Source organism: Amycolatopsis sp. NPDC004079 (genome assembly GCF_040610415.1).
GTDB lineage: Bacteria > Actinomycetota > Actinomycetes > Mycobacteriales > Pseudonocardiaceae > Amycolatopsis > Amycolatopsis halotolerans.
Genome location: NZ_JBEXMH010000058.1, coordinates 30,071 through 43,694, shown reverse-complemented (window position 1 = coordinate 43,694; position 13,624 = coordinate 30,071). Strand labels below are relative to the sequence as shown.

10 protein-coding genes are annotated in these 13,624 nt (G+C 68.2%); 7 read left to right on the top strand and 3 right to left on the bottom strand.

The genetic code is table 11. The annotated features are described in order from the left end of the window. Window positions 1-24: 24 nt before the first annotated feature. The 3 genes from ABZX37_RS38825 to ssd form a co-directional block, all read right to left on the bottom strand. Window positions 25-690, bottom strand: coding sequence for a type II secretion system F family protein (locus ABZX37_RS38825; protein ID WP_354748285.1), 666 nt, complete (start codon window positions 688-690; stop codon window positions 25-27). A gap of 368 nt (window positions 691-1,058) precedes the next feature. Continuing rightward, window positions 1,059-2,210 (bottom strand): TadA family conjugal transfer-associated ATPase, encoded by a 1,152-nt coding sequence (locus ABZX37_RS38820; RefSeq protein ID WP_354748283.1) that lies wholly within the window; start codon window positions 2,208-2,210, stop codon window positions 1,059-1,061. After that, the gene (ssd, locus tag ABZX37_RS38815; protein WP_354748281.1) at window positions 2,211-3,269 is read right to left on the bottom strand and encodes a septum site-determining protein Ssd; all 1,059 of its coding nucleotides are present in this window, start codon (window positions 3,267-3,269) and stop codon (window positions 2,211-2,213) included. 690 nt (window positions 3,270-3,959) lie between these two features. Between ssd and ABZX37_RS38810 the strand changes: the two genes are divergently transcribed. From ABZX37_RS38810 to ABZX37_RS38780, 7 genes are all read left to right on the top strand, one after another. Beyond that, window positions 3,960-4,781, top strand: a complete 822-nt coding sequence (locus ABZX37_RS38810; protein ID WP_354748279.1) for an HAD-IB family hydrolase — start codon at window positions 3,960-3,962, stop codon at window positions 4,779-4,781. Between the two features lie 664 nt (window positions 4,782-5,445). Continuing rightward, window positions 5,446-7,248, top strand: a complete 1,803-nt coding sequence (locus tag ABZX37_RS38805) for a glycoside hydrolase family 3 N-terminal domain-containing protein (RefSeq protein WP_354748316.1) — start codon at window positions 5,446-5,448, stop codon at window positions 7,246-7,248. Next, window positions 7,245-8,516 carry a DUF1343 domain-containing protein gene (locus ABZX37_RS38800; protein WP_354748277.1) on the top strand — a complete coding sequence of 424 codons (1,272 nt, stop codon included), beginning with the start codon at window positions 7,245-7,247 and terminating at the stop codon, window positions 8,514-8,516. The genes ABZX37_RS38805 and ABZX37_RS38800 overlap by 4 nt, the downstream gene beginning before the upstream one ends. A gap of 11 nt (window positions 8,517-8,527) precedes the next feature. Beyond that, window positions 8,528-10,282 (top strand): serine hydrolase, encoded by a 1,755-nt coding sequence (locus ABZX37_RS38795; RefSeq protein WP_354748275.1) that lies wholly within the window; start codon window positions 8,528-8,530, stop codon window positions 10,280-10,282. 211 nt (window positions 10,283-10,493) lie between these two features. Continuing rightward, the gene (locus tag ABZX37_RS38790; protein ID WP_354748273.1) at window positions 10,494-11,495 is read left to right on the top strand and encodes a MurR/RpiR family transcriptional regulator; all 1,002 of its coding nucleotides are present in this window, start codon (window positions 10,494-10,496) and stop codon (window positions 11,493-11,495) included. Window positions 11,496-11,511: 16 nt separating this feature from the next. Then, entirely contained in the window at window positions 11,512-12,441 is a 930-nt protein-coding gene (locus tag ABZX37_RS38785) for an N-acetylmuramic acid 6-phosphate etherase (protein ID WP_354748314.1), read from the top strand. 91 nt (window positions 12,442-12,532) lie between these two features. Next, window positions 12,533-13,609 (top strand): HoxN/HupN/NixA family nickel/cobalt transporter, encoded by a 1,077-nt coding sequence (locus tag ABZX37_RS38780; protein ID WP_354748271.1) that lies wholly within the window; start codon window positions 12,533-12,535, stop codon window positions 13,607-13,609. Window positions 13,610-13,624 lie beyond the last annotated feature (15 nt).

Genomic DNA, 13,624 nt, shown 5'->3' with positions numbered 1-13,624 from the left:
CGACTAGGGCGAGGGGCAGGGCGGTCATGGGGTCGCCTTGCGGTTGGTCAGGGCTCTGGACCAGGCGGTGCCTGCCCATAGCAGTGCTGCTCCAGTGACCAGGAATGCTTGTCCGATAAGGGTTTCGGTGAGGACGGCTAGCGGGTTGGCGCCGATTAGCTGGCCCATGGCAAGGCAGCCGACAGGCAACACGGTCAGGACTATCGCACTCATCCGCGGTCCGGCCATTCTTGCGTGGAGGCGACGGGCGAAGGCGACTTCGGCGTCGACGTCTCGGCGGGTGGCGTCTAGAGCGTCGGCGATGGGCAGGCCGTGGCGGCGGGCGAGGTTCCAGGATTGGGCGAGCGCGGGGAGCGCGGGCGAGTCGAGGGTTCCGTCCAGGCGGGCGGCGGTGGAGAGGTTGTGCAGTTCTGCGGCTAGTTCGGGGACGGCGTCGGCGGCTGCTTCGGCGGCGGTTACTGGGTGGGCACCTGCGCGGAGTTCCGAGACCATCGTGCGGAGGACGGTTGAGGTGCGTTCGGCGCGGGTCAGGGTTTCTGCGGTTTCCTTTCTGCTGCGCCATTCCTGGCGGACTGCGAGGGTGAGCAGGGCGGTGGCTATCGCGGCGCCGATTCCGACCAGCGGCAGGGCGATGGCGGCTGGGGCCAGCCAGAGGGACTGGCGGGGCGGGATGGGGAGGCGAAGGGGCATGCGGGGTGCCGGGAGGAGGCGGCTGGGGGTGGTTGGCCAGCACAGGATTCCGGTGCCTGCGCAGAGGAACGGCCATGCGGAGATCAACGGGGCACCTCGATGCTGGGCGGTGGCGAGTGGGACGCGGCTACTGCAGGAGGCTTCGCCACGCGACAAAGTTGGACGGGACGGAAGGTGCGCATGTTCCTGGGCTGGCGCGAAGTCAGTTGGGCGGCAAAGGCCGACTGGCGAGTGGCCCGGCGAGGTAGGCGAAGTCGAAATCTCGCCGGAGCAACGCCCGCGCCCGGCCGAGGAATTGCGGAAGTTCGTGCCGGGGCAGGCACAGAACTGAGCGCAGACGCGTAGGCGGCGGGCGGGCGCGCGGGAAGTTAGTCACGAGTTGGCTCCGGGGTCGTCAGGGCGGTGAAGAGGGAGCGGCGGCTCGTCCAGTGGCCGTCGCGCCAGACGGCGTGGGTTTTTACTTCTCCGTGGTAGCGCTGGAGTACTGCGACTTCCGTCAGGCGACGACCCGCGGGTGTTCGGCGCATGTGGAGGATTACTCGGACTGCTGCGGCTAGTTGGCTGTGCAGGGCGTCGCGCGGGAGACCGCCTAGGGCGGCCAGCGCTTCCAGGCGGGCGGGGGCTTCTGCGGGGGAGTTCGCGTGCAGGGTGCAGGCGCCGCCGTCGTGGCCAGTGTTCATGGCGTTCAGTAGGGAGCACACTTCTGCGCCTCGGACTTCTCCGACGATCAGGCGGTCTGGGCGCATTCGCAGGGCCTGGCGGACCAGCTCTGGGAGTTCCACCGCGCCTGCGCCTTCTACGTTGGCGGGACGGGCGACGAGGCTGACGAACTGGGGATGGGTCGGGCGTAGTTCGCCGGCGTCTTCCACGCAGACGATGCGTTCGGTCGGGGCTACCGCGCCCAGCAGGGCGCTCAGGAGGGTCGTTTTTCCGGCACCGGTGCCACCGGTGATGAGGAAGGCTAGGCGGTGCTTCAGGATTGCTTGGAGGATGCTCAGGGCGGTTGCGTCGATGCAGCCGTGTGCTTGGAGTGCGGCGAGATCGTGAGTCACCGGGCGTAGGACGCGCAGCGACAGGCAGGTGCCGTTGGCGGCGATGGGCGGCAGTACGGCGTGGACGCGGATTCGGCCTTGGCGGGCGGGAAGCCAGCCGTCTACGTAGGGCTGGGCGTCGTCTAGGCGGCGGCCTGCGGCTAGGGCTAGGCGTTGTGCCAGGCGGCGGACGGCGTCTTCGTCAGGGAAGCGGATTGTCGTTTGGGAGAGGCCAAGGGGGCCGTCGGTCCATACCTCGTCGGGGGCGGTCACTAGGACGTCGGTGATGGTGTCGTCTTCCAACAAAGGGGCCAGCGGGCCTGCGCCTACGAACTCGTCGCGGGCTTGGCGGACGGCGGCCAGTACGGCGTCGTGGCTGAGGGCGCCGCCGGCTTCCGCGCGGACGGCTTCAGCTAGGGCGATGGGGTCGGTGCCTCGGCTTTCGCCTGCCAGGCGGTGGCGGACGCGTTCTACTAGGTCGGTCGTCATTTATGCGGCCTGCGCGAGAGGAAGGGGACGCAGGTCGGCCAGTACCGCGCGGGCGGCGGTGGCCAGTGCGCCTTTGGGAGGCAGGTCGAATTCGCCGGATTCCAAGGTGGTGGCTACGCGGCGTTCTGGGGGCACGGAGGCAAGCACGGGCGGTCCTAGCATGCCTGCGGTTTGCGCGGCCGAGACACCGTCGATGGGGTGTCCACTTGCGACTATCGCGAAACGTTCGGTGTGCGGGCGGAGGTGGTTCAGGACCTGTTTCGCTGCCATGCAGGCGCGGAATTCGACGGGGACGACCAGCACGATCAGGTCGGCGACGGAAGCGACAGCGACTGTGCCGTCGTCGAAATGGCGGGGTAGATCGCAGACGACGGTGCGGCCGGCGCGGCTTCCCGCGGTGACCACTGCCGACAGGGCTCTTGGGGTCGGGCCATCGCCGGAGCGGCCACAGGACAGGACGGGGAGCTTGCCGCGGCTGGGGAGTGAAGCGATCAGGGACGGGACGGAGACGCGGCCGGACAAGCGAACTTCCGGCCATCGCAGGCCTTTCGTGTGTTCTAGGCCTAGCGGGAGGTCCAATCCGCCGCCTAGTGGATCGCAGTCGACTAGTAGCGCGGGGCCGGTGCGGGCGGCTTCGACGGCGACTGCGGCGGCCAGTACGGAGGTGCCGGAACCGCCTCGGCCGCCTACGAAAGCTACTACTGGGCCGGGGGATTCGGCTGGGGCGTCGGTGACATCTGCGAACGCGCCCGTCAAGCCCGCTTCGTCGTCGGGCAGGCTGAAGACTCGGCGGGCACCGAGCGCGGCCGCGCGGCGCCAGGTTTCCAATCCGGGCGTGCCTTTGCAGACGAGGACGACGCTGTCGCGCGGTGGCATTGGCGAGCTGTCAGCGGCGATGTCCTCGTCCAGCACTACGAGCGGGGCGCGCGCCCATCGTCCGCGTGCGGTGGCCAGGTCTGGTGCGTGGTCGAACTCGCAGCCGACTACGGCGGCGACGCGGCGGATCTCTTCGAAGACGGTTCCCTCGCCGGAGACGACGAGCGGTTGTGCGGTGGCCATGTGCCCCTCCCCTGGGTTTCGCGGGCCGGACCTCCACCGTCGCTCGTCGCCGGAGCGGGCGGCAATGCCTGTTTTTCCGTCCTGTGGATAACCGGGGGGTTGTGGACAACCGGAGGGGCGAAATCGATCCAGAACCGCCGGGGTGTCCGTCCGCTCTGGACAATGCGCGAGCCCGCACATTCGGACGAGAAAACGATTGCTGCGGAGAACCTCCGGAAAATCAAGTGAAAAGAAGAAATTTGCCGTACTGAGACGAGTAACAGACACGACAGCAGGAGGAAACGCAGAAAAGGTAAGCGCGCGGTTAATTGATCTTGCTCGCAAGGTGCGCGGTGAACCACCGTGACAGCCCAGGTCAGGGCCGGAAACACAGTCCGCGCAACAATTTCGGGGCAGACCTGAAAATTGTTCGCCGATGCGAAAACGGGGATAATAGAAGGCGGCCCTCGCCAGGGGGGAGGGACGAGGGCCGCCAGGGGTTCAGCCCCGGGGGGTCGGACTGAACCAGCCCGGTTCACGACCGGGTCCGTTCACTGTAACTCCGTTAGCTATGAGTTGGCTGTGTGAGTGACACATACGATTCGATAACGGCACCCGAGGCCGCAAGCGAGCCGATGTCATCGATTTTCCGGCCGCCGCCACGACCGGTGTGCTGCCAACAACGCGGCGCGGTACGCCTATCCTGATCACGTGGCCGAACCCCGCAGCGAAGAAGCACCCCGGCGCGTAGCCGCCTTCTTCGATCTCGACAAGACGATCATCGCGTCGTCCAGCGCGCTCGCGTTCAGCAAGCCGTTGCTGCGCGAAGGACTGATCAACCGTCGCGCAGCGCTGCGAAGTGCTTACGCGCAACTGGTTTTCTCGCTCGCCGGCGCGGACGCGGACAAGACCGAGCGGATGCGCGCCGAGGTTTCCGCGCTGTGCGCGGGCTGGGATGTCGCGCAGGTTTCCGCCATCGTGCGCGAAACATTGCACGACGTAGTCGATCCGCTCGTCTACGTAGAGGCGACCGACCTCATCGCGCGGCACCTCGCCGACGGGCACGACGTGATCGTGCTTTCCGCGACCGGCGAGGAGGTCGCCGCCCCCGTCGCGGAGATGCTCGGCGCGACCCGATGCGTCGCCACCCGCATGGAGATCGTCGGCGGCCGCTACTCCGGCGAGGTCGATTTCTATTGCTACGGCGAGAACAAAGCCGTCGCCGCGAAGCAGCAAGCCGCCACCTACGGCTACGACCTCGCCGACTGCTTCGCCTACACCGATTCCAGCACCGACATCCCCCTGCTGGAGGTGGTGGGCCACCCGCACGCGGTGAACCCGGACAAGCTGCTGCGCCGCACCGCGGACGAGCACGAGTGGCCGGTCCTCGCGTTCGAGCGGCCGATGTCGCTGCGCACGCGCATCCCGGCCAAGTCCGCGGGGATGGTCGCGCTCGGCGTGGGCGCGGTCGCGGCGGGCGCGACCTGGTACAGCCTGAGCCGTCGCCGCCGGTCTCGCGGCGCGGACGGCTGAGTACCCGCGTGGCGGTACCAAAACTCCGGTTTCCGCAGCTAGGTCCGTTGCTGAGGGTGGTGCTGTCACCGGATCGAGCCTCTGTACCGGTGCACCCGTACGCGCACTTGAAGTGACCGCGCTCACGGCGTAGAAAGTAGGTGCGGACGTTGATTCGGCCAGGACAGAGGTAGAAGAGAAGCCTCGGTCACCCCGGTTAACCTCCGTGCGCGGACTCCGGGTACCCACGCGCAGCACGCCGCGGGAGGCTCGTCGTCTAGGGACTGCGTACCGGGACGCCGGACGCCGAGTCCATGAAGGTACGACCAGAGTTGCACGCTTGGTCGCCCGAGATGTTCGCGCTGACTGGCGGCGCCCGTTGGCCTCGGCTGACGGGCGCCGCCAGTGTTTATGTCCAGGCAGGCGCAGTGATGTCCGGAGCGAGCGCAGCGGACCGAGCCAGGCTCGAAGAAATCCGCGCGCGGCCATGCCCGCACCAGGTGCCGTCCTCCCAGGTGAACCCTGCCGTTCCTGCGCTCGGCCGATGGACAACCCCGTATCGCGGTGAGTAGCTTCCCGATACCGGTGCTGCCCGGTGGACGCTTCACGACTCGCGTCCGCACCCGCGGCGGCACGCGACACTGGGAGGCAATTCGTGACGAACCGACTCGCGCGCACGCGGAGGATGCAGGTGTTCGCCGTTCCCCTTGCGGGGGTGCTCGCCGTCGGGGGGTTGAGTTCCTCGGCGTTCGCGGCGCCGAAACAGCAGCAGCAGACACCCCAGCAGCAGGCGGCGCAGCTCGACGCCGCCGCGGCACAGGCGCTGCGCGGCATGAGCCTGGAAGAAAAAGTGGGGCAGCTGTTCGTCACGTGGGTGAACGGCAAGTCAGCGGACGAGGTCAACCCCAAGAACCAGAGCGACTTCGGCGTCGACACCGCCGCGCAGGCCGTGCAGAAGTACCACCTCGGCGGCGTCATCTACTTCCACAACACCAGCCGCGACAACTTCGAGAGCCCCACGCAGGTCGCGAAGCTGTCCAACGGCCTGCAGCGCGCCGCGATCTCCAGCGGCGCGCATATCCCGCTGCAGATCGGCACCGACCAGGAGGGCGGCACGGTCACGCGGATGGGCGCGCCGGCCACCGAGTTCCCCAACTCGATGGCCATCGCCGCCGGACGCGACACCGGTGCCGCGACCAAGGCCGCCACGATCCTCGGCCACGAGCTGCGCGCGGTCGGCATCAACCAGGACTACGCGCCGGACGCGGACGTCAACTCCAACCCGGCCAACCCGGTGATCGGCGTCCGGTCGTTCTCCGGACGACCGGACCTGGCCAGCAGTTTCGTGACCGCAGAGGTCAAGGGCTACCAGGAATCCGGACCGGCGAGCCAGACCGTCTCGTCCACCGCGAAGCACTTCCCCGGCCACGGCGACGCGGCGACCGACAGTCACACCGGGTTGCCGAAGATCACTCGCACCGAGGCGGAATGGCGGGCGATCGACGTGCCGCCGTTCAAGGCCGCGATCGCCGCGGGCATCGACTCGATCATGAGCGCGCACATCCAGTTCCCGAGCCTCGACCCGTCCGGCGAGCCGGCGACGCTGTCGAAGCCGATCATCACCGGCAAGCTGCGCGGCGAACTCGGCTACAACGGCGTCGTGATCACCGACTCGCTCGAGATGCAGGGCGTGCGGGAGATGCACAGCGACGCCGAAATCCCCGTCCTCGCCCTGAAAGCGGGCGTGGACCAACTGCTCATGCCGGTGCACCTGGATGTCGCGATCAACGCCGTGCTCGCCGCGGTGAAGTCCGGCGACCTGCCGATGCAGCGGATCGACCAGAGCGTGCTGCGGGTGCTGAAGCTCAAGCTGAAGCGCGGAATCCTGTACGCGCCGTTCAACAACCCTTCGCAGGTCATGAAGAAGGTCGGCACGCCGGAGCACCTGGCCACCGCGCAGGGCATCGCCGACCGGTCGGTCACCGCGATCGCCAACGACGCCGGAGTGCTGCCGCTCAAGCAGAAGCCGTCGACCGCACTGGTCACCGGTTGGGGCGCGACCACGACGCAAACGCTTGCCGCCCGCTTCACCGCGCACGGCACGAAGGCGACCACGCTGGCCACCGGGCAGACGCCGACCGACGCGCAGATCGCCGAGGCCGCCGCGGCCGCGAAGCAGAACGACGTCGTCGTGGTGCTGACCAACAACCTCGGCGGATTCCCCTTGCAGGGCAAGCTTCTCCAGGCGTTGATGGACACCGGCAAGCCGGTGGTCGCGGTCGCCGCGCAGATCCCGTACGACGCCGGGTACGCGAACCCGGTGCCGACCTGGCTCGCCACCTACGGCTACATCACGCCGTCGCTCGAAGCGCTGGCGAAGGTTGTACTCGGCGAGACGAAGCCCAGTGGGAAGCTGCCGGTCGACGTCCCGGCCGGGGCGGACGTGCACACCGTCAAGTACCCCTTCGGACACGGACTGACCTGGTGACTCTCAACCGCAGGAATTTCCTGGCCGTTCCGGCGCTCGCCGTCCCAGTACTGGCGAGCGGCTCCGCGGCGGCACAAGCAACACCCGAAGCAGCGCAAACCGAACTGGAACACCGGGTCCTCACCGGTGCCGAACAGCTCGCCGCGCAGGGCTGGCGTCCGCTCGCCGGACGCAAGCTCGGCGTGCTGTCCAACCCGACGGGCGTGCTCGCCAGCGGGGACCACATTGTCGACTCGATGGTCGCGGCGGGCGTACGTCCCGTCGCGGCCTTCGGGCCAGAACACGGCTTTCGCGGCAGCGCGCAAGCCGGTGGCTCCGAAGGCGACTACACCGATCCGCGCACCGGCATCCCCGTGTACGACGCGTACGGCGCTGACGCGACGAAGCTCGCTTCGCTGTTCCAGAAGGCCGGACTCGACACTGTCGTCTTCGACATCGCTGACGTCGGCGCGCGCTTCTACACCTACATCTGGTCGCTGTACACGGCGATGGTCGCCGCGGCGAAGGTCAACGCGGCCTTCGTAGTCCTAGACCGGCCAAACCCCATCGGCGGACGACTGTCCGGCCCAGTCCTCGACCCGAAGTTCTCGTCCGGCGTCGGGCTGAAGCCGATCGCGCAGCAACACGGCATGACGGTTGGAGAACTGGCGAGGTTCTTCGCCGCCGAGTTCCTGCCTGGCGAAGGCGTGAAGCTGGCGAAGCTCGAAGTCGTCCAGGTACGCGGCTGGCGACGCGACACCTTCTTCGCCGACAGCGGTCTCCGTTGGATCATGCCAAGCCCGAACATGCCGACGCCCGACACAGCACTCGTGTACCCGGGCACAGGCATGTTCGAGGGCACCGTGTTTTCCGAAGGACGCGGTACGACAAGGCCGTTCGAAATCATCGGCGCACCTGGCCTCGACTGGCATTGGCGCGAGGAACTCGAGAAGCTCCGCCTGCCGGGCGCAGCGTTCCGCGAGATCTACTTCGTACCCACCTTCGGCAAGTTCGTGAACCAGCCTTGCGGCGGCGTACAGGTCACCGTCACCGATCCGCGGGCCTTCGACGCGATCAGCACCACCGTCTCGATGTTCGTGACCGCCAAGCGCGTCGCGCCCGACAAATTCGGCTGGCGGCCGGACCACATGATCGACAAGCTGTCCGGATCCGCGCGGCTGCGCACCATGGTCGACGCCGGCGCCGGGGTCGACGAGATCACCGGCGCGTGGCGCGCCGAACTCGCCGACTTCGCCCGCAGACGCCGCCCCCACCTGATCTATCGCTGAGGAGAGCGGCCATGCGTGCTAGGAAAGTGCTCGTCGCGACGTTGGCCGTACTGGTCGCGGCCACGACGACCGCGGGAGCAGCGACGATCGACAACCGACACGGCGGCTTCGCCGGGCGCTTCGACCGGCCGCAGCACGGGTTCGCCCCGGCGAGCACGAAGCTGCGCGACGGCAGTCCGGGCGAGGTCAACCTCGACCCGCAGCCGATCCGCGACGCCGAGCAGTTCCTGAAGAGCTGGACGCAGCCGGACGCCAGCGGGCATCCGCACTTCTCCGGCGCGGTCGGCCTGCTCGCGCACGACGGCGTGGTCGTGGACCGCTACGCCGTCGGCGGCGCGCTCCGGTACGCCGACGCCAAGGGCACCGAACTGCCGCCGGAGCAGCAGGTTCCGATGCGCAACGACACCATTTTCGACATGGCGTCGATCTCGAAGCTGTTCACCTCGATCGCCGCGCTGCAGCTGACCGAGCAGCGCAAGCTCGACGTCAACGCGCCGGTCGTGCGTTATCTGCCGGAGTTCGGCGTCAACGGCAAGCAGGACGTCACCGTGCTGCAGCTGCTCACGCACACCTCCGGCTTCGACGCCGACCCGTCGCCCTCGCTCTGGGCCGGCTATCCGGACATCCCGTCGCGGCGCAAGGCGGTGCTCGACAGCCCGCTCAAGAACGCGCCGGGCAGCACCTACCTGTACTCCGACCTCAACATGCTGACCCTCGGCTTCCTGATCGAGAAGCTGTCCGGCAAGCCGCTGGACCAGGTCGTGCACGACCGGATCACCGCGCCGCTCGGCATGGTCGACACCGGCTACAACCCGCCCGCGTCGAAGCTGAACCGGGTCGCCGCGACCGAGTACGAAACGACCCCGCCGCGCGGGCTCGTGCGCGGACAGGTGCACGACGAGAACGCCTGGTCGCTCGGCGGCGTCGCCGGACACGCCGGCGTGTTCTCCACGGCGAGCGACATGGCCGTGCTCTCCCAGACCATCCTCAACGGCGGCAGCTACCGCGGGCACCGAATCCTTCGGCCGGACACCGTCACGAAGATGATCACGAACTACAACCAGCGCTTCCCCGGCGATGAGCACGGGCTCGGCTTCGAGCTGGACCAGCCTTGGTACATGGGCGCGCTGGCGTCGCCGATCAGCGCGGGCCACACCGGCTTCACCGGCACCACGCTGGTCATCGACCCGGAATCGCGGTCGTTCGCGTTGCTTCTCACCAACCGCGTGCACCCCACGCGCACCTGGGGTTCCATCAATACCGCCCGCCAGGTCTGGGCGACCTCGCTCGCCAAGGCGATGGCCGTACGGCCGGTCGAAGGCCCCGACGCTTGGTACGCGAGCTTGGGAAACAACGGCGTCGCTACGCTCAGCACACAACCGCTTCCAGCGGGTGCGCCACTGCGCGTGTCCTTCGCCGCTTTCGTCGACACAGAGGGCCCGAGCGACCCGTTACAGCTCGAATCGAGCACCGACGGGGTTAATTGGCAACCTGTTCCGTTGCGGGCCTGTGGCCCGGGTGCACCCGAAGACGAGACCACCGCGCTCGGCGGACACGGGCACCGCTCCTGGTGGCGGGTGTCCGCGGAGGTGCCCGCGAACGCCGCCACCTCGCTCCGGTGGCGTTACAGCACCGATCCGAATTACACGGGACGAGGAGTTTCCCTCGATAGTGTGAAAGTCACCCAACGCGGCCAGGTCGTTCTCGATGGTGAGCGAAACCCCTCGGAGCTGGCCTCTTCGGGATGGAAATTGAGCGCTCGGTAGGCACCCCGCCGCACATTGCCACCTTCGTGTCCCCACTCAGTGGAACAAGACTCCTTCGCTAGACACACTTAGTTGCCAAGTCGTTAGCTTGAGGTCGTTAACGCCGTGGACTCGGTTGGCGACTTTCTTGACAACGATTAATCGCAAACCGAAGTCCGCAGACACGGACGGGTTGTGGTTCTGCCGAAGGATGTGGGTAGCCTTGTCGCAAATGCCAACGGTTAGTAACTTTCCGACGGCGGATGATACCGATTCCGTAGTCAGCAGCGCACCCTCTGAGCACTTCGCAGGTCAGACCGCGGTGCGCGACGCGGATGCGAGCCCGTTGGTTCGCATCCGCTCTCTGCTGCCCGGACTCGCCCGCGCCGAGCAGCGCGTCGCGAAGGTTGTCCTGGAAGACCCGGCCGCTGTCGCGCGCCGCAGCATCACCGAGGTCGCGCTGGCCGCGAACACCTCCGAGACCACCGTTACGCGCTTCTGCAAGGCCGTCGGCGTCGGTGGCTACCCGCAGCTGCGCATCGCGCTGGCCGCGGACACCGCCCGCACCGAGGCGCGCACGTCGCGCAACCTCGGCGGCGAGATCGGCCCTGGCGACGATCTGGCGTCCGTCATCGGCAAGGTGAGCTTCGCCGACGCGCGCGCTGTCGAAGAGACCGCCGACCAGCTCGACGTCGCCTCGCTGCAGAGCGTGATCGACCTCGTCGCCGAAGCTGGCCGGGTCGACGTGTACGGCGTGGGCGCAAGCGCTTTCGTCGCCGCTGACCTGCAGCAGAAGCTGCACCGGATCGGCCGTGTGAGCTTCTCCTGGTCGGACACGCACATCATGCTGACCTCGGCCGCCGTGCTGAAGCCGGGCGACGTCGCGATCGGCGTCTCGCACACCGGCGCGACCACGGACACCGTCGAGGCGCTGCGGGTCGCGCGCGAGCACGGCGCGGTGACCGTCGCGGTCACGAACTTCCCGCGCTCGCCGATCACCGAGGTCGCCGACCACGTGCTCACCACGGCGGCCCGTGAAACCACCTTCCGGTCCGGGGCCACCGCGAGCCGGATCGCCCAGCTGACCGTGATCGACTGCCTCTTCATCGGCGTCGCACAGCGCCACATGGAGGCGTCGGTCAGCGCGTTGGACGCCACGAGGGACGCGGTCGGCTCGCACCGGCTCGGGGTCAGACCCGACGGTCGTCGTCGTCCGCGGGAAACCGGCAAATGAACCAAGAAGCGAGGATCTGATGTCCGTCCCCTGCCAGACGGTGCACGTCGATTCGCCCACCGAACAACGAAACCCGCGCACGGTGGACATCGATCTGATGTCCACCATGGGGATCCTCGGCGCGATCAACGCCGAGGACCGCCGGGTGCCGGACGCGGTGGCCGCGGTGCTGCCGCAGCTGGCCCGTGCGGTCGACTACGCCGTCGAGGCGCTGCGCGGCGGGGGGCGCGTGCATTACGTCGGCGCGGGCACCTCGGGCCGCCTGGCGACGCTGGACGCGGCGGAACTGGTGCCGACGTTCAACGTGCCCGGCGACTTGTTCGTCGCCCACCACGCGGGCGGTGAGAAGGCGCTGCGGCAGGCCGTCGAGAACGCCGAGGACGACGCGGACGCCGGCGCGGCGGAAATCGCCCGCTCAGTACAGCCGGGCGACTTCGTGCTCGGTCTCGCCGCCTCCGGGCGCACGCCGTACGTGCTCGGCGCGCTCGCCGAGGCCAGCCGGATCGGCGCGCGCACCGGGCTCGTCTCGGCCAACCCGCGCGCCGCGCAACCGGCGGGCGTGGACGTGCTGATCGCCGTCGCCACCGGTCCCGAGGCCATCGCGGGCTCGACCCGGATGAAGGCGGGCACCGCGCAGAAGCTGATCCTCACCGCGTTCTCCAGCGCGACGATGATCAAGCTGGGCAAGACGTACTCGAACCTGATGGTGAGCATGCGCGCGACGAACGCGAAGCTGCGCGGCCGCAACATCCGGATCCTGCAGGAAGCCACCGGCATGACGATGGCCGACTGCTCGGACGCGCTCACCGAAGCCAACGGCGACCTCAAGGTGGCGCTCGTCCACCTGCTGTCCGGCAGCGACGTCGCCCATTCCGCCGAGGCGCTGACCGCGGCAGGCGGGCACGTGCGCAAGGCGCTCGACCAGCTGCACCTGCGCGCCGGCTGAGTTTTACCTGATTGTCCGTGAAGGGCTCCTTGAGGGAATCTAATTCCCGCAAGGAGCCCTTCACGGCTTTCCGGCCAGCGAGAGGACGGCGATGACGCAGCGGCTCACTCGCGGCGACCGATGGTCGATCGGCGGCATGGCGGCCGTGATCCTGCTGCTCAACCTCGTCGGCTGGGGTTTGCTGGTGCTGGTCGTCGCGCCGCGGCACTACGCGCTCGGCGCGGGCGGCACGTTCGGCATCGGCCTCGGCGTCACCGCGTTCACGCTAGGCATGCGGCACGCGTTCGACGCCGACCACATCGCCGCCATCGACAACACCACGCGCAAGCTGATGTCCGACGGGCAGCGTCCGCTGTCGGTCGGGTTCTGGTTCTCCCTCGGGCATTCGACGATCGTCTTCGCGCTGTGCCTGCTGCTGTCCATGGGCGTCCGCGCGATCGCCGGGCAGCTGGAGGACGGCGGTTCCGCGCTGCACGAGACGACCGGTCTGATCGGCACGTCGGTGTCCGGGATCTTCCTGTACCTGATCGCGATCATGAACCTGGTCGTGCTCGTCGGGATCGCGCGGGTGTTCGCCCGGATGCGCCGCGGCGAACTGGACGAGGCCGAGCTGGAACGCCATCTCGACAACCGCGGCCTGATGAACCGGCTGTTGCGCGGGGCCACCAAAGCGGTGCGGAAGCCGTGGCACATCTACCCGGTGGGAGTCCTTTTCGGACTCGGTTTCGACACCGCGACGGAAATCGGATTGCTGGTCCTCGCCGCGGGCGCGGCCGCGTTCGCCTTGCCCTGGTACGCGATTCTCGTGCTGCCGATCCTTTTCGCGGCCGGGATGAGCCTGTTCGACGCCGCCGACGGCGTCCTCATGAACTACGCATACGGCTGGGCGTTTTCCCGGCCGATCCGAAAGATTTATTACAACCTCACGGTCACCGCGCTTTCCGTGGCGGTCGCACTCGGCATCGGGACCATCGAACTGGTGACGCTGCTCGCCGAGAAGCTCGGCATCACGTCCGGCCCGCTCGCCGCGATCGCCTCGGTGGACCTGGACTACGTGGGCTTCGCGATCGTCGGGCTCTTCATCGTCACCTGGTCGGCCGCGTTCGCGATCTGGAAATTCGGGAGAATAGAGGAGAAGTGGGCCGCGCGGCTGGGAACCGCCGACTGACACCGCAGGGGGCAC

Excerpts from the sequence above, each read along its gene's own strand:
- ABZX37_RS38825 (WP_354748285.1), bottom strand. The coding sequence starts at position 690 with ATGCCCCTTCGCCTCCCCATCCCGCCCCGCCAGTCCCTCTGGCTGGCC.
- ABZX37_RS38820 (WP_354748283.1), bottom strand. The coding sequence starts at position 2,210 with ATGACGACCGACCTAGTAGAACGCGTCCGCCACCGCCTGGCAGGCGAA.
- ssd (WP_354748281.1), bottom strand. The coding sequence starts at position 3,269 with ATGGCCACCGCACAACCGCTCGTCGTCTCCGGCGAGGGAACCGTCTTC.
- ABZX37_RS38805 (WP_354748316.1), top strand. The coding sequence starts at position 5,446 with ATGCAGGTGTTCGCCGTTCCCCTTGCGGGGGTGCTCGCCGTCGGGGGG.
- ABZX37_RS38795 (WP_354748275.1), top strand. The coding sequence starts at position 8,528 with ATGCGTGCTAGGAAAGTGCTCGTCGCGACGTTGGCCGTACTGGTCGCG.
- ABZX37_RS38790 (WP_354748273.1), top strand. The coding sequence starts at position 10,494 with ATGCCAACGGTTAGTAACTTTCCGACGGCGGATGATACCGATTCCGTA.
- ABZX37_RS38780 (WP_354748271.1), top strand. The coding sequence starts at position 12,533 with ATGACGCAGCGGCTCACTCGCGGCGACCGATGGTCGATCGGCGGCATG.